The organism is Paraburkholderia sp. OAS925, assembly GCF_040543975.1.
GTDB classification, from domain to species: domain Bacteria; phylum Pseudomonadota; class Gammaproteobacteria; order Burkholderiales; family Burkholderiaceae; genus Paraburkholderia; species Paraburkholderia graminis.
In genome coordinates, this window is sequence record NZ_JBEUNO010000002.1 from 2,419,886 (window position 1) to 2,445,541 (window position 25,656).

21 protein-coding genes and 1 pseudogene are annotated in these 25,656 nt (G+C 62.0%); 6 read left to right on the forward strand and 16 right to left on the reverse strand.

Going from position 1 to position 25,656, the window contains the following annotated elements; translation table 11 throughout:
- Nucleotides 1-258 precede the first annotated feature (258 nt).
- The 4 genes from ABIE53_RS29590 (at nucleotide 259) to ABIE53_RS29605 (ending at nucleotide 5,944) form a co-directional block, all read left to right on the forward strand.
- Entirely contained in the window at nucleotides 259-1,170 is a 912-nt protein-coding gene (locus ABIE53_RS29590; protein WP_192699433.1) for a polysaccharide deacetylase family protein, read from the forward strand.
- Nucleotides 1,171-1,224: 54 nt separating this feature from the next.
- The gene (locus ABIE53_RS29595) at nucleotides 1,225-3,027 is read left to right on the forward strand and encodes a NosD domain-containing protein (RefSeq protein WP_006047162.1); all 1,803 of its coding nucleotides are present in this window, start codon (nucleotides 1,225-1,227) and stop codon (nucleotides 3,025-3,027) included.
- A gap of 312 nt (nucleotides 3,028-3,339) precedes the next feature.
- Nucleotides 3,340-3,963, forward strand: a complete 624-nt coding sequence (locus ABIE53_RS29600) for an SCO family protein (RefSeq protein ID WP_044020130.1) — start codon at nucleotides 3,340-3,342, stop codon at nucleotides 3,961-3,963.
- A gap of 76 nt (nucleotides 3,964-4,039) precedes the next feature.
- Nucleotides 4,040-5,944, forward strand: coding sequence for an RICIN domain-containing protein (locus ABIE53_RS29605; protein WP_192698949.1), 1,905 nt, complete (start codon nucleotides 4,040-4,042; stop codon nucleotides 5,942-5,944).
- 735 nt (nucleotides 5,945-6,679) lie between these two features.
- Here the strand turns inward: ABIE53_RS29605 and ABIE53_RS29610 are convergent.
- Both ABIE53_RS29610 and ABIE53_RS29615 read right to left on the reverse strand, forming a co-directional pair.
- The gene (locus ABIE53_RS29610; protein ID WP_107709712.1) at nucleotides 6,680-7,000 is read right to left on the reverse strand and encodes a type II toxin-antitoxin system PemK/MazF family toxin; all 321 of its coding nucleotides are present in this window, start codon (nucleotides 6,998-7,000) and stop codon (nucleotides 6,680-6,682) included.
- Nucleotides 6,994-7,242, reverse strand: coding sequence for an AbrB/MazE/SpoVT family DNA-binding domain-containing protein (locus tag ABIE53_RS29615; protein ID WP_006053174.1), 249 nt, complete (start codon nucleotides 7,240-7,242; stop codon nucleotides 6,994-6,996). Before ABIE53_RS29615 ends, ABIE53_RS29610 begins: the two co-directional genes overlap by 7 nt.
- Before the next feature lie 366 nt (nucleotides 7,243-7,608).
- Between ABIE53_RS29615 and ABIE53_RS29620 the strand changes: the two genes are divergently transcribed.
- Entirely contained in the window at nucleotides 7,609-7,806 is a 198-nt protein-coding gene (locus tag ABIE53_RS29620) for a hypothetical protein (RefSeq protein WP_132384601.1), read from the forward strand.
- 1,048 nt (nucleotides 7,807-8,854) lie between these two features.
- Here the strand turns inward: ABIE53_RS29620 and ABIE53_RS29625 are convergent.
- The 12 genes and pseudogenes from ABIE53_RS29625 to ABIE53_RS29680 all read right to left on the reverse strand — a co-directional run.
- Nucleotides 8,855-9,562, reverse strand: coding sequence for a transcriptional regulator NanR (locus tag ABIE53_RS29625; RefSeq protein WP_006052125.1), 708 nt, complete (start codon nucleotides 9,560-9,562; stop codon nucleotides 8,855-8,857).
- Between the two features lie 147 nt (nucleotides 9,563-9,709).
- A complete protein-coding gene (oiaK, locus tag ABIE53_RS29630) occupies nucleotides 9,710-11,122 on the reverse strand; it encodes a 3-oxo-isoapionate kinase OiaK (RefSeq protein ID WP_029970701.1) in 1,413 nt (470 codons plus the stop codon).
- The gene (locus tag ABIE53_RS29635) at nucleotides 11,119-12,363 is read right to left on the reverse strand and encodes a ribulose-bisphosphate carboxylase large subunit family protein (protein ID WP_029970702.1); all 1,245 of its coding nucleotides are present in this window, start codon (nucleotides 12,361-12,363) and stop codon (nucleotides 11,119-11,121) included. Before ABIE53_RS29635 ends, oiaK begins: the two co-directional genes overlap by 4 nt.
- A 48-nt stretch (nucleotides 12,364-12,411) precedes the next feature.
- Nucleotides 12,412-13,242 carry a phosphogluconate dehydrogenase C-terminal domain-containing protein gene (locus ABIE53_RS29640; RefSeq protein ID WP_107709704.1) on the reverse strand — a complete coding sequence of 277 codons (831 nt, stop codon included), beginning with the start codon at nucleotides 13,240-13,242 and terminating at the stop codon, nucleotides 12,412-12,414.
- A gap of 41 nt (nucleotides 13,243-13,283) precedes the next feature.
- On the reverse strand, nucleotides 13,284-14,654 hold the full coding sequence (locus ABIE53_RS29645) for an MFS transporter (RefSeq protein ID WP_192698948.1): 1,371 nt from the start codon (nucleotides 14,652-14,654) through the stop codon (nucleotides 13,284-13,286).
- A 109-nt stretch (nucleotides 14,655-14,763) separates the two neighbouring features.
- The gene (gene apnL / locus ABIE53_RS29650) at nucleotides 14,764-16,776 is read right to left on the reverse strand and encodes a D-apionate lactonase (protein ID WP_192698947.1); all 2,013 of its coding nucleotides are present in this window, start codon (nucleotides 16,774-16,776) and stop codon (nucleotides 14,764-14,766) included.
- On the reverse strand, nucleotides 16,773-17,909 hold the full coding sequence (locus tag ABIE53_RS29655; protein WP_310075201.1) for a Gfo/Idh/MocA family protein: 1,137 nt from the start codon (nucleotides 17,907-17,909) through the stop codon (nucleotides 16,773-16,775). Before ABIE53_RS29655 ends, apnL begins: the two co-directional genes overlap by 4 nt.
- 3 nt (nucleotides 17,910-17,912) lie before the next feature.
- The gene (locus ABIE53_RS29660) at nucleotides 17,913-18,980 is read right to left on the reverse strand and encodes an ABC transporter permease (RefSeq protein ID WP_006052132.1); all 1,068 of its coding nucleotides are present in this window, start codon (nucleotides 18,978-18,980) and stop codon (nucleotides 17,913-17,915) included.
- A 68-nt stretch (nucleotides 18,981-19,048) separates the two neighbouring features.
- Nucleotides 19,049-20,611, reverse strand: coding sequence for a sugar ABC transporter ATP-binding protein (locus ABIE53_RS29665; protein WP_192698946.1), 1,563 nt, complete (start codon nucleotides 20,609-20,611; stop codon nucleotides 19,049-19,051).
- Entirely contained in the window at nucleotides 20,608-21,264 is a 657-nt protein-coding gene (locus tag ABIE53_RS29670; RefSeq protein ID WP_192698945.1) for a DUF2291 family protein, read from the reverse strand. The genes ABIE53_RS29665 and ABIE53_RS29670 overlap by 4 nt, the downstream gene beginning before the upstream one ends.
- Before the next feature lie 63 nt (nucleotides 21,265-21,327).
- Nucleotides 21,328-22,266, reverse strand: a complete 939-nt coding sequence (locus ABIE53_RS29675; protein ID WP_192698944.1) for a D-ribose ABC transporter substrate-binding protein — start codon at nucleotides 22,264-22,266, stop codon at nucleotides 21,328-21,330.
- A 668-nt stretch (nucleotides 22,267-22,934) separates the two neighbouring features.
- Nucleotides 22,935-23,197: pseudogene (locus ABIE53_RS29680) on the reverse strand (ABC transporter permease subunit); the annotation flags it as partial.
- Here ABIE53_RS29680 and ABIE53_RS29685 point away from each other — a divergent pair.
- On the forward strand, nucleotides 23,181-23,504 hold the full coding sequence (locus ABIE53_RS29685; RefSeq protein WP_192698943.1) for a hypothetical protein: 324 nt from the start codon (nucleotides 23,181-23,183) through the stop codon (nucleotides 23,502-23,504). The pseudogene ABIE53_RS29680 and the gene ABIE53_RS29685 overlap by 17 nt on opposite strands.
- Nucleotides 23,505-23,565: 61 nt before the next feature.
- Here ABIE53_RS29685 and ABIE53_RS29690 read toward each other — a convergent pair whose 3' ends face one another.
- Both ABIE53_RS29690 and ABIE53_RS29695 read right to left on the reverse strand, forming a co-directional pair.
- Nucleotides 23,566-24,795, reverse strand: coding sequence for a YncE family protein (locus ABIE53_RS29690; protein WP_192698942.1), 1,230 nt, complete (start codon nucleotides 24,793-24,795; stop codon nucleotides 23,566-23,568).
- Between the two features lie 317 nt (nucleotides 24,796-25,112).
- Nucleotides 25,113-25,550 carry an SET domain-containing protein gene (locus ABIE53_RS29695; RefSeq protein ID WP_029970715.1) on the reverse strand — a complete coding sequence of 146 codons (438 nt, stop codon included), beginning with the start codon at nucleotides 25,548-25,550 and terminating at the stop codon, nucleotides 25,113-25,115.
- Nucleotides 25,551-25,656: the final 106 nt, after the last annotated feature.

Sequence of the window (25,656 nt, forward strand, 5' to 3'; positions counted from 1 at the left end):
CACCGGTCAGCACTGCCAGAGTCTGCGGTGCCATTTTCGACGCGTATGTTCGCGAGCGCACAAGTTCTATTGGATCATTTGCGCTGCGTTTTCTAGCGATCGTATTCGCAAAAAGCAAAGCCGTTACGCGAAAGTCGGCGCACACGGCGCGTTTGTGGTTAACCGTACGTTCGCACCTTATCGGCAACGGTATAAGGAAGCGCACAACACGTGCTGTACTTCGTGATCTCAAGAGGTGACATGAAGCCGAAGCAACTAATGCGCACGATCTTTACGCACGCCATTCTTGTAAGCGGCTTGCCCGCGCTCACACGCTTGCTGCTATGGCGAGACCGGGTTGCTGTACTTCTTTATCACGATCCCGATCCTGCCACACTGGATTCACATCTTGCGTATCTGAAGCGGTATTGCGATTTTGTTCCGATGTCCGAAGTAAATAAACCGGGTAAGGGTCGCCGGCGCGCAGCACTGACATTCGACGATGGCCACGTCGGAAACGCGGCACTGTTGCCGATTTTCATCAAGCATGGCGTTCGTCCGACTATTTATATTTGCAGCAGTATCGTGGCGCACGAGCGCACTCACTGGTGGCTGACACCCGGCGCGCAGCATGCGGGAGTCAAGCGTCTGATCAAGCTCCCCAATTCGCAAAGGCTCGAGGAGTTAGCGCGGCGCGGATTTCAACAGGACGTGCGCAGCGACGAAGCACCGGTCAGCGGACTAAGCAGAGAGCAGATAGAAGCCATGCTGCCGTACGTGGACTTTCAATCGCACACGCGCTTTCATCCGACGCTCACACGCCTCGACGATCAGGAATGTATCGACGAACTCGCGCAATCGAAGCGTGAGGTTGAGCAGTTGACCGGCTCACCTTGCGAACACTTCGCTTACCCGTATGGCCGATATGGATCGCGCGAGGTGGCGATGCTCAAGGCGACCGGATACAAAACCGGGCGCACTACGGCAGTGGGCTGGAACGACGAAAGAAGCGATCCGTTTCGCCTGAGCGCATTCGATATCGAAGACGATTCCTCATTACCGTGGTTTGCCGCGCAAATGACGGGCGTGCCGCTCGCCTGGCGGCTTCTACCTTTGGGCACGGTCAAGTCGATACTGATCAGAACGCTGAACTTTGCTCGCCTTGGCAAGCCGCAGACGAATGCCGGTTAATTAAGCGGTAAGTCGCAACGGCCAACAGTTGTACTCCAACTTGCTGGAAAAATTGTGAGTGAACAAAGGCGCAACTTCCTGACGAAGATAACTACGACCGCGGGCGCGGCAGTGGCGGGGTACTTTTCGGCCAATCCGGCAACTGCGTCGAATGCAGTCAATGTACGCGGGCCGAATGGCGAAGCAAGCGTGCTGGACTTCATGTCAGCCGAGGCACGCGCTGACGCACGCTCCGGCGCGCCGTCGCTCGATCATAGCGCCGCGATACAAGCGGCTTTCAGCAGCGGCGCCGCAGTAGTGAATGTGCCAGGCGGGTACGTGTTCAAGCTGACGAAGCCGCTCAAGATAGAGAAGACGATTCGGGTGATGGGCGGCGGCGAGTTGCGCTTTACCGCAGGCATCGCGAATGCGGCGGCGATCACGGTGACTGCTCCTGGCTGCGAATTCGACGGAGTCTATCTGACGAACCCGAACATGCTTCAGTCGAATAGCGGGGCGCGAAACGTCGGCATCATGTTTCGCGCAAGTCTGGGTTCCGTGACGCGCTCGACCATTCGCTATTTTCAGAATGGCATCCAGGTTGAATCGACCGGTGAGTACCACGACTTCATCATCGCGAACAACCGGGTTATCGACTGTATCGGCGCCGGCGGCGGGCCCACGCAAAAATCCACGTATGGCGAGGATCGCGGCGACGGTATCACGGTGTGGGGTTGCGCGGCGACGATCACCGGCAATCTCGTGACGGCGAAGGCGGGCCAGGACTGCCGCATCGGTATACACATGGAAGGGCTGGCGAACTACCATGCCGACTCTTTCCCACTTCAGGACAACATGTGTACGGTGGTCGGCAACGTCGTGCGAGGTCCGTTTCGGCGAAGCATCGTCACGGAAAACGTCAACAACTCGACCATCACAGGCAACACCTGCGAAGGCGCAAAGTGGTGGGGCATCGCTATCGTCCGATCGCTGGCATGCTCGGTCACAGGCAACACGGTGATATTCGACCGCGCGGCAACGGACGGCACCGGCTCCGCATGGGACCCGATTCACGCCGGCATTGCCGTGTATGGCGGAGCGGTGCAATGCGTGATATCGGGCAATACCATCGATCTCACGCGCGGTCACGCGAGAGCCGCAATCTGCTTGCTGGGCTCGGACGTGGATGACGCGGTCGCGGTGGAGCAGCGGGCGGCGACAAACGGCACGGCTCGCGCCACGCTTGCATCTGCAAATCCGGCCGTGCAACTTGGGCAGCTCATCACCGGGCCAGGCGTGCCGTCAGCGACGTTCGTTGTGAGTGTTGCGGGGACTGCGCTGCTCGCAAGCAATCCGATAGGCGCCGGCTCGCCGCTACTGACTTTCAAGTGGCATGAGCGCGGGCAGGGCACCGCTGTCACCAATAACAGTGTGCTGTGCAATGCCGCGGATGGCGCAATGGGCATTTTCGCGCAGTATCAGGATTCGCCGTCGATTCTCGGCAATAACCTGCGCTACATGGGCGCGCATGGAATCCATTGCATGGACGTGTCCGATCCCGTGATCAACGGCAATACCGTACTCGGTCAGCAAAGCGCGAAGCACGGCATCTATCTCGAGGCGAGCGCGACGGGCGCCGTGGTAGTCGGCAATGTCGTCGAAGGTTTCAACGGGCCGGGCGGAAGCGGCATTGCGGCGGCAAATCGCATCGGCGGCGTTGTGTCGGCGAATCTCGTGCGCCGGTGCGAGACCGGCATGAATCTGTCCGGCTGCACCGACATGTCGGTCACAGGAAACAGTGCGATGAGCTGCGGCACGGGCTATTCGCAGGCTCGCGGTTCGGGAATGCTGCTCGCGAGCAATGCCAGCGCGGGTTAAAAAAACAGCATCGCGGCACGCGAATTAATAGAGATCGCCGCAGTGCTTTCGCATTGCCCAGATCTTTCATTTCGCCCACGCGCTGACTTGCCGCGCGCGTATGCGCTTCGCGTCATCAAACACTGCGAAGTGTGGGGTACTAAACAAACCGAAGCCGCGATCTTCGCATACGATCGTTTGCCGTCGGCGTTAATCGCTACCTCCAATACGTGACCGGTTTTCCGCCCCCCGAAACCGAAGCAACGTAGTGATCGCCGACTTCCCCAAAGAGCTTTTGCGGAGGACGACACCTTGTTTGATCCGAAAGCTCTCATGCGCGCTAAAGCCGGCGAGTCCATCCCGCTTGAAAGATCGTCGCGTCGCGTCTTCCTGCGCGATATCGCATCGCTTGCTATCGCGGCGGCGCCTTTGCCGTCATATGCACAGCATGGAACTTCGGGTCTCGTCACGCCGCCTGTTCGTCTCGACGATACGCGGCTGGTCGATCAGGCCGGCACCGAGCGATTGCTCAACAGCTTGTTGCTAGGCGGCGTGACTGCGCTTCAAACCATCTATACCGGATGCAGTTCCGTATGTCCTTTGCAAGGGGCGCTGTTCAGCGCGGTCCAGGAGCGGTTGCCACAAATACGTGGGCGTTATCCGGTTCGATTGCTGTCGATAGGAATCGATCCGCTCTCCGACTCGCCATCCGCGTTGCATGCGTGGCTCAAGCGCTTTCAGGCGGGCCCTGCATGGACTGCGGCGACACCCACATTGCGCGACATCGACGGCATGCGTATGGCGCTTGCAGGCAGCCGCCTGCCGCTCGGCAATATTGCGGATCACGCAACCCAGATCTACTGCTTCGATGCCAACGCGCGATTGCGCTGGCGCAGCGCGGATCTTCCGCGTGCAGATGAAATTTGCAATGCGCTGAGCGCATTGGGGCGCGCGTAGTACAACCTTCACTGGAGCAGAAACCGTGGCGCCAATTCCGTTTGTCAGATTCTTCTCGCGCTATGCCGGCAAGTGCATGAATGCATTTTTCGTCGCTGCACTGGCGTTGACGCTTGCCATGTTTGCCGGACGCGTAGAAGCGCAAACGGTAGGGTCGATAGCGCTCGGCGGCAATGTGTGCGCGGACGTCGACTCTGCATCGACCACTCCCGGCGCCTCGGTGATCTCCTGGGGCTGCTCGGGCGGCGCCAATCAGCAGTGGCGGCCTGTACCTATCGGGTCGCAATTCCATTTCGTTAATCAGAACAGCGGCCTGTGCATGGATGTGAACGCGGAGAGCAAGGCTGCGGGCGCCGCGATCATCCAGTGGTCGTGCAACGGTCAGACGAACCAGACCTTCACCGCGAAGCCGCAAGGCAACGGCTACGCGATAGTGGCTGCGCATAGCGGCTTGTGTCTGGCCGCGCAGAGTCTCACTGGATGGGGTCAGCAAATCCGCCAGCAGACATGCAATGGCAGCGCGCTGCAGACCTGGCAGTTGAGCGGTCTGAATGTGAAGACGTTGCCGTCCAAATGGTCGGGGCCTTTCGGCGTGCCGATGGTTCCCGCAGCGGCAGCCAATCTTCCCGATGGCAACGTGCTGGTGTGGTCCTCCGATATGCTGCTCGATTTCACCTCGGGTGAAATCACGCCGGGAAAGACCTACACCGCAGTCTTCAACCCAACCACAGGGACCAACAAGCAGGTACTGGTCAGCAATACCGGGCACGACATGTTCTGTCCAGGCATCGCGAATCTGCCTGACGGCCGCTTGCTGGTCAACGGCGGATCGAGCAGTTCGAAGACGAGTATCTACACGCCGTCGACGGGTCAATGGACGTCAAGCAACCTGATGAAAATCCCGCGCGGCTATCAGGGCACCGTCACGTTGAGCAACGGCAGCGTGTTCACGCTGGGCGGCTCGTGGAATGGCGGGGAGGGCGGCAAGAACGGCGAGACGTGGACATCGGGCGTGGGTTGGCAAATCAACGGCGCGATACTCGCCGACTACATATTGACGCAGGACGCGGCGGGCATATTCCGCGCCGATAACCACGCGTGGTTGTTCGCGGTGGCCAACGGACGCGTTTTCCACGCGGGGCCGAGCCAGGCCATGCACTGGTTCGACACCGCGGGTAACGGCAATGTGACCGATGCGGGCAAGCGCGCGAACGATACCGATGCGATGAACGGCAACGCGGTCATGTACGACATCGGGAAGATCCTCGCGGTCGGCGGGGCGCCGAGTTATGAGCAGTCGAATGCGACTTCGAATGCGACGCTCATCGATATCAGCACCGGTACGGCGACCGCGACCGCGCTGCCTCCGATGAGCTATACGCGGGCATTCAGCAGCAGCGTCGTGTTGCCGAACGGACAGGTCGTCGTGGTGGGCGGCCAGGCGTTCGCACAGCCTTTCTCGGACGACACCGCGGTGCTGACTCCCGAGTTGTGGGACCCGACGACGAAGGTCTTTTCGCAACTCGCGCCGCAGGCCGTGCCGCGGACTTATCACAGCGTTGCGCTCCTATTGCCGGACGGCCGAGTGCTCAGCGGCGGCGGCGGTTTGTGCGGTGGTTGTGCGACCAACCATACGGACATCGAAATACTCACACCGCCGTATCTGCTCAATGCGGATGGTTCGGCGGCCACGCGGCCGACGCTCAGCAACGTACCGGCCGACGCGCAACTCGGCACGTCCATCGCGGTGAAAGCCACTACTGGCGTGAAGGCGTTCGCGCTGATGCGTTTGTCGTCCAACACACATGCAGTGAACAACGAGCAGCGACGCGTGCCGTTGAGTTTCACGATCGGTACGGCCGGCGAATTCATCCTGAAGATTCCCGCCGATCCTGGTGTTGTGATTCCCGGCTACTACATGCTGTTCGCGTTGAACACGAACGGCGTGCCGAGCGTGTCACGCACGTTGCGCCTCCACTGATGACGACGTCGACAACCTCGCGCCTCGCGGCTCGCTGGACGGTTTGCCTGGCGCTACTTGGCGCTGCGCTTTTTGCGCATGCTGAAGAGCGCTGCAAACCGGACGATCTTGGGTGCGCGATTTTCACCGGGCAACGTCCGGCAGCGGCGCATCTGCGCGACGACAATCAAGCGCTGCCGGAATGGACGACGCGATGCATCAATTGCCACACGCGGACGGAGCCGGCGCCCAGCTTTGCGCCGCCGCTGACACGCGGCTACTTGCTTGACGCAAAGAGCCGCCGAGGCGGGCCGCCGAGTCAGTATGACCCGGTGGCGTTCTGTCGAGCCATCGAGGACGGCATCGATCCGGCAAGCGTGCTGCTGCGTAAGTCGATGCCTCATTTCCAGTTGTCGCGTGCCGAGTGTGCGGCGCTTTGGCGGTTTGTTACTGGGCCTTGATGGTGAGGCGGTGAAGCGGCTGGTGTGGCATTGGGGGGGAAACGCGACATTTCAATTTAGCTGGCACATGCGATTTGTTGATAATTTATATTATGTCAACTTACGTACTAGCCAAGTACAGCGCGATAGTTGGATGCCAGAGTATCCATTGGCCACCATACAAACAGCGGCTTTAGCGGCGTTACCAAGCACAACGCCATCAACGCCAGAGACGCCAAAAGTTCGCGCCGAGAAACATGCGCCAAAATATTCCCCACCCCGTTTTTCTGTCGCCGGTTTGTAGTGACGACTTTTCCTATTCCGCGAACACTTCCTGCAAGGTACGCAGGGTGTCCAACATCGTGTTATCGGCAATCGCGCCTTCCTTCTTTACCAGTCGTACCTTGTCTACCGCGCGAATCTGATCCAGCAAAATCAACCCCTGTTTCCGTTTGAACGTCACAGGTATGCGAAACGGCGCAGGGCGCCCTTTCGAAGTCATCGGTGCAACGATGACCGTTCGCAGATGGTCGTGCATCTCAGGCGGCGATACCACTACACAGGGCCGCGTTTTTTGAATCTCGCTACCTAGCGTCGGATCGAGCGCAACGAGCCAGACTTCGCCGCGCACTACCATGCAAGCTCCGCATCGTCGGCGTTGCCAAACTCACCCATCACCAGCGCGTCGTCACCGCTCTCAGCAAGCGCCTTGCTCGCCTCAGCCCAGCCTTCGCGAGCCTTATGGCGGGGGCGACGCAGCACGATCGCGTCGTTTTCGACTTCCATTTCCACTTCGTTCTCCAATCCCAACTGCGCAAGGACGGGCTTTGGAATCAGCACGCCCTGCGAATTACCCATCTTGCGAATCGTCGTTTTCATAAGCTCACCGTAAGTACAATGTTATGCCGTCGAGCGGATCGCGTCAACACAATGTTATTACGTTGGCCGCTGCTTGTCACTCAGCCCTGAAGTCCTTCACCGCGGTCCCTCAACGTAGGTAGGGAACGGTTAGAGCGAACCTTCGCAGTCAGCTTTTTTCGCCCGAGGGAAGAAGGAGCGACGCCGGCGCCCACCCCGGCTTGCCGGCGCGCCGGAGGGCGGCACCTCGCCGGTCGCTGCGGCCTGACGCTGCTGTATACCGTACAGATAACAGTATCCACTCGGCCCAGTGCCCTTGGACGCAGCCCGTCCGATGGGACCAGATGGCGAGCGGATCTCCGCACAGCCCACAGAGAAGAAATGACAATGACCTTGGATGACCTGAAACAACTGGGAATCGTCGTCGGCGAAATTGCCGATGCAGAGTTAGGAAAACAATTTGTCGCTTGTGTCGGCAAGGTAACTCGCGGCGGTATCAAATCCGACGACCGGCAACACTGGATGGACGCCACGCCCCTGCAAGCGGCAATGCGTTGCTACGAAGAGTCGGACGTGCTGGAGTAGAACGTCCGGAGCCGGTTGGTGACACGCGTGGGCACGATGGCCTGGAAGCACTCCCGCTTGGGCCGCCCGAGCAGCCGGCGATTGTAGCTGCGCTTCTGATCGCCCTCTTGTCGTCCACAACGCGCAGGCAGTCACCCGGTGGTGAGGAAGGGCGAACTCGGCCCCTCCCCGTTAAGCGCTGCTCGTCGCCATGCAGTGCGGTGATGCAAAACGCGCCGAACACTTTCTCAGTTGTCCGTGAGCATCGTCTGCCGGCCGGCATGGCGGCGGTCCATCCGCCAGTTACTGCCACGCCCGGACGCTGCCCGATCATCGAAACCGTCGGCGACGAACAATCTCTGCCAGGCCTTCTGGCGCCCCTGAACCCCGGGCAATCCGTCGCGGCCGCCCTGCTCCGCCGCCGTCCATCTTGCGCCCGTTGTAGAAGATCGCTAATTCTGCTAGCCGTGGCCATAGGCGCTAATAGTGTCCGTTAATTCTGCTAGCGTGGCATACACGAATACGATGCCGGTCAGCACCGCCCGATCGGGTGTCGGTTTGCGGCCCGCAAACTGGCGATTGCGTGGTGCTCGCGCAGGTAGCAGTGGCTCGATCAGCGACCACAATCTGTTGAAGTTCGCAAATTCCACTAATGATGTCCGTTGGGGTGTTGATTTGCACGGAATCCGCCCCCCTTGGGTCAGGATTCCGTGCAAATCAACACCATATAAGCCCAAAGACGCGTACTACGTCGTTGTCCCCCATGGTCGGTCAATGGCGCCGATGGTGGCCTTTCCGATCGACCTCTTCGCTCACTGTTCGGACTCGCAATCGACAAAGCACGCCATTGATCTCCACTCTCAAGGTGAATGGGATATCGCGTCGCCACCGCTCTTCCGGCTGTCCCGGTCTGGCGCGTCCGAAGAGTGCAGGTCCAGAAGCTGATGAATCGCCCCAGTCAGCCAACCTGCTGGGCTGCGTTCAACAAAGACAGGCATTGCAGTACGCGTCGTGACAGATTCGCCGCATCCTGGACCGTAGCGCAGACGTGACCTGGTAGAGCCCTCGATTACGTCCGGCTAAGCGTTCGATACAGTTCGTTTGCACGATTCAGATGCGCGCGCATTGCTTCAGCCGCACCGTCGCCATCATGTTTCGCGATCGCATCGACGATTCGCTGGTGCTCCGACAACGTCAACTCTTCTGCGCCCGGCGCGCGCACGAGCGGCCGGTAGTATTCGCCCGCCCAGCGAAACAGCGATTCGACAATCGACGGGAAAATCGGATTGCCACTGATCAGCGCAATCTCGCGATGAAACGCCATATCGCGCTCGATAAACTCCTCGAGATTGACCATGGAAGCGCGGTGCCGCGCCACGCTGAGTTGCAGGCGAGCCACGTCCTCTTCGGTCGCGCGCTCCGCCGCCATGCGCGCGGTGCCCGTCTCGAGAAAGACCCGCGCCTCTTTCAGGTGAGCCAGCATGTCGGGATGACTGCGCAGCAGGTGCATCGCGCCGCCGGCGATCTGCGCAATCAGCCGGTCGGCCGTGGGAACAACGACCCTCGCACGCTCCCCATGCACGATCTCGACGATGCCGGAGCGCTCCAGCGTTTGCAGCGCCTCGCGGATGGCGGGCCGGCCCACGCCGTAGATTTCCATCAACTCCCGTTCAGACGGAAGCTGCGCGCCGGGCGCGATTTCGCCCGAACGGATTCGCTCCATAAGCCGGTCGACAACTTCCTGATACAGCTTTCGGCGCTGAATGATCTCAGCCATGACATATCCGCGTAAAACCAAGTGGTGTAATGACCTTACCACGGACACGCCGCCGGATGGAAGGGCGCGGGGGCCGTCGCCACCTATGACCTGACAAGACCGGTGGCGTGCGGCGCGACCGCTCGCTGGTTCAACGCGCGCCGCACGTTACGCCCCCGCCAGCCGCCCTTCCCTGACCATGCCGAAGAACGCTGCATCGCCGATCTGGCCGCCTTTCAGCACGATTTGCAGACCATCGCGCCGTGGCTCGGCGGACCACGCGCGGCACAGCGGCGCGCCAGGGACGAGCCCCGCCATGACGCTCAGCGCATCGATGCCGAGCACGCTCGCCACTTCCCCTGAACTGTCGCCACCGGCGACGACCACGCGCGTCAGCTCGACGCTATCGAGCAGCCGCCGCATCACCTCGGCCAATGCGCGCCCGACTTTGCGCGCCGCATCGTGCCGCGCAAATCCCGCAGCGGACGCAATGGCGTCGAAGCCGGTTACCGCCGGGTCGTGCGGCCCTTCGGCGCTATGCACGATCACGCTGATGCCGCGAGTCAACGCCTGCGTGGCTGCCGTCACGACGCGTTCGATTTCGGCGGCTCCGTCGCGCGAATCGAGCGCCCGAGGCAGATCGAGGCGCTCGGTGTGAAAACCGTGTGCGCGCGCCCAGCCGATTTGCGCGGCCGTCACCGGGGAGCAACTGCCGCTGACGGCCGCGATCGCCTGGACGGGATCGGCGGCCGGTAGCGAGGGCGTCGGCGGCAACAACCCACGCGCGCGCCAGTGCGCCGCCAGCGCGTATTGCAGACCCGACGACGACGCCGTGAAAATCCCTTCGCAACGCTGCTCCCAAACCAGACGGCCCGCCTCGGCCAGGGTCTCTTCGTCGAGCACGTCGATCAGGACGACCGGCGTGTCGGGCGCGCACAGCGCTCGCACTCGCGTCGCGACATCGGCGCCGCGCAGTTCAAGCATGTCGATCAGTTCGATGCGCCGCGCCGTTTGCCTCGCGAGATGCAGGCGAAGATCGGCCTCGTTCATCGGCGTGACGGGATGCCGCGACATGGTCGGATGCCGGTCGAGCCGGTAGCCGACACCATCCACGGCGGCGAACAGGTTGCCGAACATCTGATAACGCTTCAGGCGCGGCGCGCCGATCACCATCGGCGACCAGTTGCCGGGCATATGCCTGACGCCGATGTCGATTGCGCGGCCGATCGATCCGACCTCGGGAGACGAATCGAACGTCGAGCAGACCTTGTATTGCAGGATCGGTGCGCCGAGCGCGGCAAGGCTCGCGTAAACATCCGGAAGCTCGTCGTCCATCCATGCGCTGGAGCGTCCACGCGAAGAACCCGCCATGCCCACGCAGCGCACTTCTGGAAAACGCGCCAGCAACTCGGGCGAAGGCTTTTGCAGACACAGCACGGTTGGCACGCCGGCGGCTTGCATGGCTTCCATCGCGTCCGTCGAGCCCGTGAAGTCGTCGCCGTAATAGGCGAGCAGCAGCCCGGCAGGCCACGCTGTCGCGTTCGTCCCGTTCGTCGGCTCCGCCGGCTCTGTCCCGTTCATTTCCAGAACTCCAGCGCGGCGTTCAATGCCGGATGTCTTGCGGCATGCTGCTTGAGCGGCACGCCTTCGACGGCGGCGACCCACGCCTCGCGTAACGCCTCGACGCCCGCTGCCACGCCGCCGGGATGACCGAAGATACCGCCACCGGCCGTGTGAATCAGGTCCGCACAGCCGATCGCGGCGTACGTGTCCGCGGCCTGCAAGCCGGTCTGCCCTGAACTGAACACCGGCATCGCGGACATCGGCGCTTCGCGCATCACCGGCGCGAGCACCGCGCGCGCGGCGGCGATCACGCTGTCGTCGGGCTCGCTGAACTTGTTGCGCAGTCCGTTCACATGCAGATGGTCGGCACCCGCGAGACGCCAGATCATTTGCCACGGCGCGTAGTCCCAGCCAAGCTCGGGGCAGCGCGACAGATAACCCCAGCCGGCGCGATGCGCGTGAATCGGCAATTGCGCGTGCCGCCGCAGTTCATGCATGCCGACCAGACCGATCGAGTTGAGCACCGCCATCACACATGTGCCGCCCTCGGCCAGCACGAGATCATGACGACGACGCATCTGATCCAGGTCGCCCGTCACGTTGAACGCGACCATCGCCTTTTTGCCGGTGCGATCCGCTTCCGCATTGACCACACGCATCACGGCCCGCACCCGTTCGTCGAACGGACAGTGCGGACCGTCGGCCTGCAATTCATCGTCCTTGATGAAGTCGATGCCGCCCGCGACGAGTTCGCGCACCTGCTGCGCCGTCTCCACGGGCGACAACCCGACGCTCGGTTTGATGATCGTGCCGATCAACGGACCGTGCGCCACACCGCTCAGCCGCCGCGTGCCTTCGATACCGAACGCGGGCCCCGGATACGCCGAAGCGAACGACGGCGGCAACGTCAGCCCGGTTAGACGCAAACCCGACACCTGCCGCAGCTCGAACAGATTGCCCGCGATGGTCGACATCAGATTCGGCAGGGACGCACCGAGGTTCTCGATCGGCCACGACAGTTCGAGCGTGCAGCGGCTATACCGCTCCGACACGATTCCGCCAGCCAGACTCGGCCTGCCGACCGTTTCCAGCACCGTGAGATGCTCGACGCGCGCGCCCGAGCGAGCCTTCAATTCCGGCGTTTCGTTCGGCAGCGCGACAAAGGTGCCGCTCGACTGCTCGCCGGCAATCACGTCGGCAGCACGTTGTGGATCGTCGCCGGTTTCGAGCCAGTAAGTCGCGTGAATACGTTCGCTCACGATATCAATCCCTGTTTGGAAATCGGAAAGAAGGCGCACATCGCCCTATCACGTGATCCGGCGGATGCTCTCGGCGATTTCCGCGCGATCGAACACGTTCTTCCAGTCGTCGCGCATCAGCCGCGGCTTGCCGAATTCGATCGCCTTGTTGCACGCATCGGAGAACGCGCCGGGAATTTCGTTGAAGATCACCGCGCTCAGGATGTTCATGTGCCCGAGCAGAAAGTCGCGCGCGGCCTCTTTCGGCACGCCCCGCTTCACGGTCTCGTCCATCGCTTCGCGCATCACGTAGAGCAGCGTCGCGCAAATCGTTTCCGACAGGCCGGGTTCGAGCAGCGCCATCTGGTCGACGCTCAAACGATACGAGCGAAGAATCGGCGCGTAGATCACTTTGGCCACGTCTTCACCGAGGTCGAACGCTTCTTCCGGTCCTTGCATCAGCGCGCTGGTGATCGACTGCTTCGCGTACGCGCCACCGAAGAAATCGCGCCGCGCTTTCGGATCGTCATCGTTATTGAAAATGATTGGATGACACGGGTGCGCGACGAAATATGTCAGATCGGGCCGCTCAGGCAGATGGCCTGCGAACGGCGCCGCGGCGTCGAGCGTCATCACCATCGTGCCCGCCGGCAGCTTCGGCGCGATCTCGTGACTGAGCTTGCCGATCAGTGTGTCGGGCACGGCGAGGATCACCACCTGTGCGCCGTCGAGCGCGGCATCGGTCGACACGCAGTCGACGTTCAGTTCTTCCTTGAGACGCTTTTGCCCCGCCTCGCTCACCTCGACATGCGCGACGCGATAGTCGGACTTCAGCAGATTGCTGGTGAGGCGAAAGCCCATCTTTCCGCCGGCGCCGAACAGTGCGATTTTCTCTTTCATGGTGTGAGCTCCTTGCATGGATTCATCGAAATTCGTGGCGATCAGCTCGAATGCGATTGCGGCTCGAGCGTGACGGGCGCGATGCCGTCACCGGGTTTTGGCAGGCGCGCGCTGCTGCAGAACGCGAAGGCCAGTCCCGCGCTCATCAGCATCAGCACACCGACGACGAACATCGGCGCGTGATATGATCCCGTCGCATCCTTCACGGCGCCCGTGACGTACGGCGCCATGAAGCCGGCGAGATTGCCAATGGTGTTGATCAGCGCGATGCCCGCCGCAGCCGCGGCGCCGGAGAGAAAGCGCGCGGGCAGCGCCCAGAAGTTCGGCAGCGCGGAAAAGATCGCGCAGGCGGTGACGGTAATCACGGCGACGGTCGCCACAGGCGATTGCATGTACAGCGCGAGGGGAATGCTCGCCGCGCCGATCAGTGCCGGCACGCCGATGTGCCATGCACGCACGCCATGCTTCGTCGCGTTGCGGCTCCACAGATACAGCGCGAGCGCGGCGGGCAGATACGGGATCGCGGTGATCAAGCCCTTCTGGAACACGTTGAAGTGCGTGCCGAACTGGCCTTCAAAGCCGCCGATGATCGTCGGCAGAAAGAAAGCGAGCGCATAGAGTCCGTAGATCAGGCCGAAGTACATCAACGCGAACATCCATACGCGGCCGCTTCTGAGCGCGGCTCGCGCATGCATCGAGTGCTGTGTCGACGCATTGGCGCGGGCGAGTTCTTCCGCTTCGAGTTCGGCGGTGAGCCAGGCTTTCTCGGCCGCGGTTAGCCAGCGCGCCTGCGACGGCCAGTCGGCGAGATAGAACCATGCCGCCACGCCGATCACGATCGCGGGCACCGCGACACCGAAGAACATCACGCGCCAGCCGGCAAGTCCGAAGAGGCCATGCGCTTCGATCAGCAACGCGGCAACGGGTGCGCCGATTACGATCGTCAGCGGCTGCGCGAGATAGAAGAGCGCGAGGATGTGGCTGCGATAGCGCGACGGCACCCACATGCTGAGGAACAGAATCGCGCCCGGGAAAAAGCCCGCCTCCGTCACGCCGAGCAGGAAACGCAGCGTGTACAGGCCGGGAATACTGCTGACCCACGTGAACAGCAACGCGACGATGCCCCACGACACCATGATGCGAGCGAGCCAACGGCGCGCGCCGAACTTATGCAACGCGAGATTGCTCGGAATCTCCAGCACGATGTAACCGATGAAAAACACGCCGGCCGCGAGACCGAACTGCGCGGCGCTCAGGCCGAGGTCCTTCGTCATGCCGTTCGGACCGGCAAACGAGATCGCCGTGCGGTCGAGAAAATTGATGAAGAACATCAGCGCCACGAACGGCACAAGGCGAATCGATACCTTGCGTATGGCCGATCGCTCGACCTGATTCACGGGTACGGTTTGCATCTCACATCCTCCAATCAGGTCGCCTCGACACATCACTCATGTGATGTACTGGTGTGATGATTAGACCATGATGCTTAAAGTGCGGACAGTGGGGTATTCACGGAGCGGTTTATGAGTGGCGGGCGGCGGAGATGGGCCGTCCGAAAGGCGTCAGCCCGACAGCTATCTGCACGCAGGCGAAGGGCTTGAGGGACACGGCGCCGTGCCCGGGGCTCAGACAGTCCACCGGGATTTGCCCGCCTCGCGCCGCTTCGAACGACGATTCATCGAGCGTCGAAACGCTCCTGTCGCCCACCACCTCGCCGCCGGCGAACCTCAGGCGGACCGTGCATGGATCAGGCGTGAGGTTGGCGACGACCAGGCGCAGGCGTCCCTTCGCGTCGCGCGCGCCAAAACACGCCACCTCGCGAGGATTTGCCGTGCCGCACTGCAATCGGTCCATACCGGCCATCCGCGCGATCGCGGCCGCGACATGAAACATCGGATAGCGCGCCGGACCGGACGCGGGGTCGATCAGGCCGCGCGGCCCCGTTAGCGCGCCGAGGGTCAGGCATTCGAGCGCCGCGCCTTCGAGCGCCTTTGCATAACCGGCCAGCCACGCCGCGCCAAACAGACCGCGCTGACGCGGGTCGTCGCCGGCCATCGCCACACGCTCGCCTTGCGGATTCGGCATCACGCGCGAACCATACGGGTTCTGCCGCATGCCGATCGATACCGGCCCGATCGCATACGGCCGCGCGCCAATCAACGCGCGACAGGAACGCGTGATGTGGGGAATCGCCTCGAGCGTTTGCATCACGCTGCGGTCGTCGGCTGCGTGAACGATGGGACAGGTTGCGTGCGTGACCCAATCGACCAACTCGAGCGGCGGCCGCTTTCGATTGAGTTCCGTGAAGTAACTCAGCATGCCGCCGCCCAGACGCAGGCCGGGAAACGCGCGGCGTGCGGCGCGGTAGACCTCGTCGAGTGGCGGGCATGGCGGGCTGATGCTCCCCGGCGGGTTCGACTGCCGGTGCACGGACGGACTGACAACGATGCCGGTCAACTCGAGGCCGGCTTCCCGAATCCGCGCCGCGATCCGTTGCAATTCGTGTTCGGGCGCATTCACCCCAGGCAGCGCGCATTCGAGCACGGCCGGGATCGCGGCGCGCCGCTGCAACTGCGCGAACCGCACGAGTTCCGCCGCACCATGACCGGCGACGGGATCGAAGTGCAGCGTCAGGCGCTGCGGCGCAAGTTCGGCCAGCAATGACAGATTGGCAAGCGTCGCGTCGATCTCGTCGGGCGCGATCGTCACGCCGAGATCAGGCATCGGCTCGTTCATGCCATGCAAGTCGATCAGTATTTCGCTATGCCGACTTTCGCCATGCTGCCGCGGCAGTGCCGCTACCTCGTTCAATTGGCGCGGCGCACCGTCGACTTCGATACATACTGACTGCTCGCCCGTCCAGCCCGTTTCGATCGTATACGGCCACGGCAGTTCGAGCGGACGCGAGTAAGTCTTGAACGATGCGTCCGACCAGTTGCGCTGGTCTTCCATCTCGAACACATCGCCCGTGAACGCGCAGCGCACCGTTTCGCCGGATGCAAGCGCATGCTCGATTGTGCGGATACGCGTGAACGGTTGCCACGGATCGATCAACGCAGGAAACGACGATACTTCGATCGTGCCGTCATCGTGCTCCACGCGCGCCGCCGCACCGGCGACGCCCTCGATCGGATGGAGAACCACGAAGCCGCAGCGCGCCGCGACGAAATCCGTTTGCGCCGTCGCCTGAGCGCTGCATTCGAACGCACCGTCCGCATCGCATTCGATCAGGACCGTGTAGGTCAGAACATGGCCGTCGGGATTCGCGCAGCGCGCGGCGTATGAGATGCGAAAGCCTCGCGCATGCGAGTCGAGTTCGACGTCGCGAATGTCCGGCCGGCAAGTGCCCCAATCCCGGTCGCGCACCAGCCAGCTGATCGCGCGAATCACTTCGGTGCCGCCGTAGCGAATATGGCGCAACGCACCGTCGATGAAAAGCGCCGACCACGGGCCGGCCGTCAGCGTCTGCCCCCGTGGCTCGATCTGCGAGGTGCCGTAGTAAATGTTGGCGGGCGAGGCGTCACGGCTATTCATCGCCGCACCGCACCGGAAGAAGTGGACGTGACCGCAGGCGCTTCCGCGTCAAGCGATTTCAACTCGACCGTGCGGCCTTCACGCGCGGAGAGATACGTTGCTTCGACGAGCGCAAGCGTCTTCAGGTTGTCGCGGCCGCTCGTCTGCGGCTCGCCTCCATTGCGAAGGCACGCGATCCAGTGGCGCTGGATATTCACCACGCTGGCCTGGATCGCCTCCCACGGCACGCTTGCCCACGCCAACGGCGGCGGCGCCGCTGTTGCGGTGCGCGTGCCGTCGCGGTTGTGAATCTCCAGCCGGTAGTCCGCCGACAGCCGCAGCGTGCCCTCAGCGCCGTCCACTTCGACCAGCGTCTGCGGAAACAGCTCGTGTGCCTGACGCGACGCGTAGCTGCAATCCACCACGCTCGTCACGCCGCTTTCATGTGTGAGCAGAATGGTCGCAACGTCTTCACCGGCAATCGCGGAATTCACGCGCGAGGTCGCCGCGGCAAGACGCGTCACGTCGCCGAACAGAAAGCGCGCGATGTCGAGAATATGAATGCCGAGGTCTTCCACAATGAAACGTTCGTTTCGCGCGAGATACGGCTGCTCGCTGAATACGTCGAACGCTGAACGAAACGACACGCGGCCCCAGAACGGCGTGCCGATCGCACCGTCATGCAGCGCGCGTCCCACGGCCTGAATCGCCGGCTGCCAGCGAAAGTTCTCATGGACCATCAGCGGCACGCCGGCCCGCTCGCAAGCGGCGACCATTGCGCGCGCATCGGCGAGCGTCAGTGCGAACGGCTTCTGGCAGATCGCCGCGACGCCCGCTTGCGCGGCCAGCTCGACAAGCGAACGATGACTCGGCGCAGTCGTGGCGATGTCGACGAAATCCAGTTGCTCGGCGCTTAGCATCGCCGCTGCATCCCTGTACAGACGCTCGATACCGAACGCCTGCCCTGCCGCCTTCAACCGCTCGCTATCGGCATCGCACAGCGCGACGATCTCCGCGCCGTCGATGTCCCGCCATGCGTGCAGATGATTGCGCGAGAAGAAGCCGCATCCGATCAACGCACCTTTGAAGCGTTTCACCGTTGTGGTCGTTGTGGTCGTTGCGCTGATTGCCTGCATTGCGTCCGTCGCACTCATCGCTCACGCTCCTGTCGCCGCCTGTTTCTGCAACGCGAAGCGCTGCTGCACCCGCCGCTGGATCTGATCGACCACCACCGCCGCGACGATCACGACACCCTTGATAACCGTCTGCCAGAAGGAGCTGACGCCCATCATCACGAGTCCGTCGGACAGAATGCCGATCACGAACGCGCCGATAATCGTGCCGCCGATCTTGCCGCGTCCGCCCGACATCGATGTTCCGCCCAGTACGGCCGCGGCGATCGCGTTGAGTTCGAAAGTCTCGCCGCTCAACGGATGCGACGCGACCAGTTCCGACGAAATGATCAGCCCGACAATCGCCGCGCAAAACCCCGAAAACATATAGACGAACATCTTCACGCGATTCACGCGCACGCCGGAGAGCTGCGCCGCGCGCTCGTTGCTGCCGATCGCATAGATCTGCCGCCCCAGCGGCGTGCGGGCCGCGAGATAGGCCGCGAATGCACCGACCACGACGAGCAGCCAGATCGTGAGAGGAATGCCGAGAATGGACGAACTGCCGAGAATCGGAAAGCCTGTGGTGCCGAAATCCGGATTGCCGGTCAGGTTGGGAAACGTCTCGCCGCCCGACGATAACAGCGCCGCGCCCCGCGCGATATACAGCGTGCCCAGCGTGGCGATGAACGGCGCGACGTTGAGCCGCGTGATCAGCAGGCCGTTCACCGCGCCGACCGCGACGCCCGAGAGCAGCGCGACGCCGATCACCTCGGGCACGCTCAGATAGAGCGTGTAGCTGCTGCCAAGTGGAATCCCGTTGAGAATCAGCCCGCCCGCGATCATCCCTGACAGGCCGACGATCGAGCCGACCGACAGGTCGATGCCGCCCGCCACGATGACGAAGGTCATGCCGATCGCGAGAAACGCGTTGAGCGCAACGTGACGCGACATGATCAGCAGGTTCTCGATGCTCAGAAAGTTGTGCGCCGCGAACGAAAAGAAAATGACGACGGCAAAGAGCGCGATGAACGTGCGCAGCTTGAGCAGGAGTAAAAGCGGCGCTTCACCGAGGTTCGCGCCGGGCGCGGCGCTTTTGATCGCTACGGTCATGAAAAGGTCTCCAATCGTCCAGTCAGGCCTGCGTCTTTGGGTTACATCCCTGGTTGCATCGATTCTGGTCAGGCGGCGGCGCGTTGTCCGGTTCCGCGCGTGTCGACGCGGTGTCCGATCGCCGATGCGGCAACGAGCGCGTCCTGCGTGGCTTCGTTTGCATCGAATTCCGCCGTGATGCGCCCGTTCGACATCACCAGAATGCGATCGGACAGCGCCATCACTTCTTCCAGGTCGGACGTGACGAACAGAATGCCGAGTCCCTTGACGGCGAGATCGCGCATCACCTTGAAGATGTCCGCCTTCGCACCGACGTCGATGCCGCGGCTCGGCTCGTCCATCAGCAACACCTTCGGCGCCGTCATCAACGCCCGCGCGATGACGACCTTCTGCTGATTGCCGCCGGAGAGCGAACTCACAGGCAGATGCGAGTCGGCCACCTTGATCGCCAGATCGCGGATGAAACGCGTGACGGCGTTCTGCTCGCGCTGCCGCTCGATATGAAAGCCCCGCGCGAAATCGGCGAGGCTCGACAGCGTCATGTTGCTGCCGATCGACAGGATGGGCAGCAACGCATCGGCCTTGCGGTCTTCGGGGATCAGCGCGAGGCCTTGCGCCACGCGCTTTGCAACCGGCTTGCCGTTCAGCGGCTTGCCGTCGAGCACGACGTCGCCCGTTGCATGCGGATGGCAGCCGAGAATGCATTCGAACAGTTCGGAGCGCCCCGCTCCCATCAGCCCGTAAATGCCGACGATCTCGCCCGCATGCAGCGACAGCGACACGTGGTCTACGAGCAGGCCGGCTCCCTTGCGCGGCAGCGATACGTCATGCACGCGCAGCACTTCGGTGCCGCGTTCGTGTCCGATGGGGCGTGAAAAATCCTTCGTCTCGCGGCCGACCATCTGCCGCACGATCCACGGCACGTCCACCTCGTTCATCGGCTGATGGCCGGTGATGCGGCCATCGCGCAACACGGTGATGTAGTCGCCGACACGGATCAGCTCTTCGAGCCGGTGCGAGATATAAACAATCGCGACGCCATGCGACTTCAGATCCGCGATCACCTGAAACAGCACATCGACCTCGGCTGCGCTCAGTGCGGAGGTGGGCTCATCGAGAATCAGAATGCGCGCGTCGTGCGCCAGCGCCTTGGCGATTTCAACGAGCTGCTGCTGACCGATGCGTAGATCCTCGACCAGCGTATCCGGGCTGACGTCGAGTTCGAGGCGCTTGAGCAACTCGCTCACCTTGCGGCGCTGCGCGCCGGCATCGATGTCGATGCGCCCACGCGTGATTTCATGCGCGATGAAGACGTTCTCCGCGATCGACAGATTCGGGAACAGGTTGAGTTCCTGAAACACGATGCCGATGCCGTGACGCAGCGCGTCCGAACTGCTCGCGAGCTGAACGGGCTGGCCGTCGAGAAGCAGCCGCCCCGTGCTGGGCTGCTCCGCACCGGCGATGATTTTCATCATCGTCGACTTGCCCGCGCCGTTTTCTCCCACAAGCACGTTGACCGCGCCGCGCCGCACGGTGAAGCTCGCCTCCTTCAATGCGACCGTGCCGGGATACACCTTCGTCACCGCCTCGACCTGAAGGACGACATCGTTCTCCACGAGGGCCGCGCTCATGGCTTGCTCCCGAGCGCGAGAGCCAGCGGCACCACTTCCGGCTGGTCGCTCGCGCCGTCGTAGGAGAACGCGCCTGTCACCGTGATCGGCTGCCCTTTCAGGTCGTTGCGCGGCAACGGCTTCATCACATGTGCCGCCGCGTAGGCATTGAGCGCGGTTCCGAATCGGGCGTATTCGATCTGATTGCGAAAATCCGCGAACGAGACGAAGTCGAGCGAATCGCGCAGAGTCGTTCCCAACACCGTCGGGCCGATGTCGACGATCACGTCTGCCTTGCCGTCGCCGTCCGTATCGACGCCCACCGTGCCCTGACTCGAGTCCGTATCGACCGACACAATGGTGCCCCGCACCCTGGTCGGGAAATTCCAGGGCGCGCTGTCGTCCTTGCCCCGGTAGCCATATTTTTTGCCGGCCGCGTCGGGATCGGCCTTGATGGCGTCCAGCAGCACCTTGATATCGGTCGCGCGCTTCTCGACGCTGGGCACCACTTTCGTGCTCCACATGGAGGCGACCATCGCGTTCGGATCGTAGCCCGCCGACGCGTACGCATCGCGCGGTCCTTTGGACGCCTGAGGATCGTGCTTGACGAGTTTGCAGCCGAACAGCATACCGCTCGCGACCAGCAGAATGACCGCGTAAACAGAAGCTCTCATGAATGTCCTCATTCCACGCCAGAGGAAAACCCGGGGACGTACGCCCCGGGCGACAGACACGCTTTAGCGCAGGGCGAACATGTCGAGCTTGCCGGCGTTCGCCTTGGTAATCAGCGAGCAGTTGATCAACTGCTTTTCGGGCTTGCCGGTCGAACCGGTCTTCATGTATTTATCGGCTTGCTCGACCGCTTCCGTCGCGGCCAGCGCCGCCGGTTGCAGAACGGTCGCGCGGATGTCGTTGCGCATGATCGCATCGCGCACGTCGTTGCTGCCGTCGAAACCGACGACGATGACGTCGCTGCGCTTGGCCGCCTTCAATGCCGCGGAGGCTCCCATCGCCATCGTATCGTTGCCCGCGATCACGCCTTTGATGTCCGGGTGACTCTGCAAAATGGTCTCCATGACGCGATACGCTTCCGTCTGACTCCAGTTCGCCGACTGCCTCTCGACCATCTTCATGTTCGGGAACTGGTCGATCACGTCGTGATAGCCCTTCGAACGGATACCGGCGTTGATATCGGCTTCACGCCCAACGAGTTCGACGTAGTTGCCCTTCTCGCCGAGCGCCTTGACGAACGCGCGGCCGCCAAGCTGCGCGCCCTGGTAGTTGTTCGACACGATTTGCGAAACCGCGATACCCGTCGCGTTGATTTCGCGATCGATCAGGAAAGACGGAATGCCCGCCGCCTTCGCCTTACGCACCGCCGCGATCGATGCCTCGGAACCGGCGTTGTCGAGAATGATCGCCTTGGCGCCGCGGGCGATTGCGGTGTCGACGAGGTTGGACTGCTTGTTCGCGTCGTCGTCATGCACCAGCACGATCGTGTCGTAGCCGAGCGCTTTGGCGCGCGCATTGGCGGTGTCCGCTTCGGCCTTGAAAAATGGATTGTCGTGCGATGGGGTAATGATGGCGATCAGGTTGGCCGCCTGTGCGGTGCCCGTCGCGGTAAAGAGGGTAAGCGTGGCTGCGGCGAGCGCGACCCAGCGTTTTGAGGCCTTCATCGTTTGTCTCCTTGTCAACGTGTGTGCACTGCAAAACCAGTTGCGGGCGATGCGTTCTTTTTATTTTTGCGCTCGTCACTTATGCCGTCATGATGTCATCATACCAGCTACGTTTGGCCATGGAAGAGCGATCTCGCCAGGGTTTTCGCTACTCAGAGCGGTCCCAGACATGTTGGGATCCTTTCCTTGCGTTGCCACTTTGCAGGTCGATGCAGCGCATAGGTTCATTGCTGGCATGACTGCGCCCTGAAGGCAAAAAGCGACAAAAGATGCGACCGTCTGATCCGGACCAACATGTGGACCTGCGCCGAAATGCCGTGTGTGAAGGGGATGATCGGAGCGAAGAGACACGTCCAGCAGCGCGGGCATGGCTGCATCCATCCGACAGCCGTTTGCAGCTGAAAAAGGTCAACGTCCGACGGTTCGTCAATGCCGAAGAATGCCACTTAAGTCCCATATCGAGCCGGGTCATGGGCGAGCGAAACGAGGAAGATTATCTTTGCAGGCGTTGCGCGACGCGCTTTTGGCGACCGGCGGTGCGGCCCATATTGACTGCGGTGATACGAATTCCGTTCATCGGCCTTAGCGATCCGTCACCGCTCGATGCAGGTGCGACTGTTCAATCGCTTTGCCGACATTCGTCGCTCGATAGCGGTGAATGTCGGCGTCCCCAGCGACGTTTCCTTAATCGTCGAAATGAATTCGCTCAGCATGCTCGGCAACAAGTTGTAGAGAGCCCGTGGCACGATCACCTGCCGCAGCGTCGTCATGTAGCCGAGTCCGAGCGCGCGTGCCGCTTCGAATTGCCCGAGAGGAATCGCCTCAATGCCGGAGCGGATGACTTCGGAGAGGTACGCGGCCTGATAACGATCAGCGCGCAGATGAGTGTCACTACACCCGAGACGGTCACGTGCGTGAGCGTCGGCCAGGCCAACGGATTGACGCGGCGATCTGCCTCCCTGGACCTATCACGATGCGGGGGGCAGGAGCTTCCGGTCTATGAAATACTGCTGCGCGTTGCAAAATGCGTCACGGGTATCAACGGCCGTATCGACCCCCGCTTTGCGAAGCTTGATCGTGCTGACGAAAGCAATCGGGCCCGCAGGCGCGCCGTATGCAAACGCAAAGTCGGCATGCTTATCGCCTTGCCCGACGAACGGCTGGATTCTGAACTGCTGCGCGCCGTCGCTATTGAAGGAACGCGTGCACTGCCGGAGTTCGATCGCGGGCGCTTTTAGGCAAATGGCCTGCCATCGAGCGCATCCATGCCGCCGCGTCGGTCTGTTGCCGTTACCGGTCTCATCGCGCCGCGAATACCGACACCCCGCCATTGACGAACCTGTTCGCTGCGCAACCCGGACAGCCCGCAGGCGATGTCGCTGAAGAATACGGAACGAAGATGAGACCGGTCGCCGGGTCGATCGCTACCGAGTGCGCGTTGTTGCCCGTGTTCAGGCGGGTAACAACACGGCGGTTGCCTGCGTCCACGATAGTCAGCACCGGCGTGCATGGCGAGGCGGCCGAGCAGGCGCCGTTGGTCGATGCATTGCCAGAAGACGTCCAGCGGCTCGCTGCGTTGTAGTACCGGTTGGTGGGCGCATCGTATTCGAGTTGATCGCCGCCGCCAGCGTTGAGAGACGCCACAAGCGCGCCGTTCGAACGGTTCAGTATCTGCATCAGTAAGGGAGCGCCAGTCGTCCCTTCCCTGCACCCCACCGCAATATCGCTTCCGGGTCCAAGTGCCAGCCCCGTAGGATCACAATTGCCTTCGGAGTACATCGCGACGCCCGCAAGGGTCGTATAGTTCTGCGTACCACCGTTCGGTATGGCGCGAATCGCCGCACCTGGCAATTTCACCAGCTCGCCATGAGGATTCGCCGTGCTTCCGTCGACGTTCACATAGAAGTTGTCGCCGGCAGCGTCGTACCGGCAGGCTTCGAGGCCCGCGGTGGGTTGGCCTGCGCTATCGGTGAACGTCACTTTGGCGATAACGGTCTGCGTGGCCGTGTTGATGAATGTAGCGAACGGGGGCGTCTCTTCCGGGCTTGAAATCATGAAGATGCCGTGCACGGAATCCACGCAACCTTCGTCTGCGCGCACACCCGTTGCGCTGACCGTGATCTTGCTCGTTACGACGCCCGCCGATGGATCGACCACTTTGACGGAGTTCACGTCACCCGCATAGATGAGATTGCCGACCGGAGTTGCGCCGTCTGGACCGGCCTGCGAATTCGGTCCGGGACCGAGGCCAGTGAACGCGAGCGGCCCGCTTCCCTGGATGAGCTTGACGAAGGCTTTCGACGGTATGTCGATCTGATCCAGCGATGCGTTGTTCCTGTCAGTGAAGTAGTACCGGCTACCCAGGACGACGCCGATATCGAATGAGAAGTTCACGCCCGCCTTGACGTTGGGTACGGATATGTCCGACACATGGTGCGGTCCGCCATTGTTGAGATCATCCCCGCCACAGCCTGCAATCGCGATAGCCGCTGACGCGACCAATGCATTGGCCCACATGTACTTCCGCATCGCATACCTCCCATTGTCGTCGTCGGATTACGTCTGACCAGGCGCGCACCACGAAAATAATGGACGCTGCTACAGCTTAGGCATTCCGTTGCATAGCGGTCCTTATCGTTTTCCCAGGTAGTAGATGGGCATGCTTCAGATTCTCTTAAGGTTCAAAGGCGGGAGTACCCGTGATCGTCGCTAAAGCGACGTCCTCGACTTACACTTTGGAAACAAGCTGCATGTGTTCTGCAAGCTTGGGCTCACTCGCACATACTGTCTCCAGCCAGACGGCCGGCCTTCGTTTCAGGCAATCCCCGCACCGAGGCCAAGTTGCGTCACACGCGAGCGAGCATCGTTCCGCGGCATCGACGGTGACCGCAGCGGCACGCATACTGGGCCCGCACTGCGGCTGAAGCGCGGCCCTCCGTCGTGAGCCCATATGCGATAAACAGCTCGTCGCCGGCTTTGATATTCGACACTGCCTGAATGTAGACCCTTCCGTCGGACTCGACCGCCTCACAGTTGGCGACGCAAGCATGGTTAAGCCAGCGCGCACTGTTGCCGCCAAGCGAACCGTCAATGACCCGCCCATCGGAAAGACCAAAGAGGAACGTATGGCCCGCCTCCCCGAATCGACGATGGCGGCTTACGGCATGCTTCCAGGCCATGACCGTACCGGTGTATTCGAGGATGAGTTCGCCAGCGCGCAGCGCTCTCAGCGCAAACACGCCGCGGCCATGGACGCTCGAGCGACGGACAGAAATTCTTCTCATCGTTGATTGATCGTGTGTGAAGGACTATCGACGCATTCTGGAGAGCCACGGCCGCTCGGCCGGCGACGATGCCATCGCGCCTCACGGTCGTAGACAAATCTTTCTC

Coding starts and splice junctions, on each gene's coding strand:
- ABIE53_RS29645 (WP_192698948.1), bottom strand. CDS start 14,654: ATGCAAACCGTACCCGTGAATCAGGTCGAGCGATCGGCCATACGCAAG.
- ABIE53_RS29610 (WP_107709712.1), bottom strand. CDS start 7,000: ATGGTAGTGCGCGGCGAAGTCTGGCTCGTTGCGCTCGATCCGACGCTA.
- ABIE53_RS29640 (WP_107709704.1), bottom strand. CDS start 13,242: ATGAAAGAGAAAATCGCACTGTTCGGCGCCGGCGGAAAGATGGGCTTT.
- apnL (WP_192698947.1), bottom strand. CDS start 16,776: ATGAATAGCCGTGACGCCTCGCCCGCCAACATTTACTACGGCACCTCG.
- ABIE53_RS29615 (WP_006053174.1), bottom strand. CDS start 7,242: ATGAAAACGACGATTCGCAAGATGGGTAATTCGCAGGGCGTGCTGATT.
- ABIE53_RS29625 (WP_006052125.1), bottom strand. CDS start 9,562: ATGGCTGAGATCATTCAGCGCCGAAAGCTGTATCAGGAAGTTGTCGAC.
- ABIE53_RS29665 (WP_192698946.1), bottom strand. CDS start 20,611: ATGAGCGCGGCCCTCGTGGAGAACGATGTCGTCCTTCAGGTCGAGGCG.
- ABIE53_RS29600 (WP_044020130.1), top strand. CDS start 3,340: ATGCGCGCTAAAGCCGGCGAGTCCATCCCGCTTGAAAGATCGTCGCGT.
- ABIE53_RS29690 (WP_192698942.1), bottom strand. CDS start 24,795: ATGCGGAAGTACATGTGGGCCAATGCATTGGTCGCGTCAGCGGCTATC.
- ABIE53_RS29620 (WP_132384601.1), top strand. CDS start 7,609: ATGACCTTGGATGACCTGAAACAACTGGGAATCGTCGTCGGCGAAATT.
- ABIE53_RS29605 (WP_192698949.1), top strand. CDS start 4,040: ATGAATGCATTTTTCGTCGCTGCACTGGCGTTGACGCTTGCCATGTTT.
- oiaK (WP_029970701.1), bottom strand. CDS start 11,122: ATGAACGGGACAGAGCCGGCGGAGCCGACGAACGGGACGAACGCGACA.
- ABIE53_RS29695 (WP_029970715.1), bottom strand. CDS start 25,550: ATGAGAAGAATTTCTGTCCGTCGCTCGAGCGTCCATGGCCGCGGCGTG.
- ABIE53_RS29655 (WP_310075201.1), bottom strand. CDS start 17,909: ATGAGTGCGACGGACGCAATGCAGGCAATCAGCGCAACGACCACAACG.
- ABIE53_RS29660 (WP_006052132.1), bottom strand. CDS start 18,980: ATGACCGTAGCGATCAAAAGCGCCGCGCCCGGCGCGAACCTCGGTGAA.
- ABIE53_RS29670 (WP_192698945.1), bottom strand. CDS start 21,264: ATGAGAGCTTCTGTTTACGCGGTCATTCTGCTGGTCGCGAGCGGTATG.
- ABIE53_RS29590 (WP_192699433.1), top strand. CDS start 259: ATGCGCACGATCTTTACGCACGCCATTCTTGTAAGCGGCTTGCCCGCG.
- ABIE53_RS29675 (WP_192698944.1), bottom strand. CDS start 22,266: ATGAAGGCCTCAAAACGCTGGGTCGCGCTCGCCGCAGCCACGCTTACC.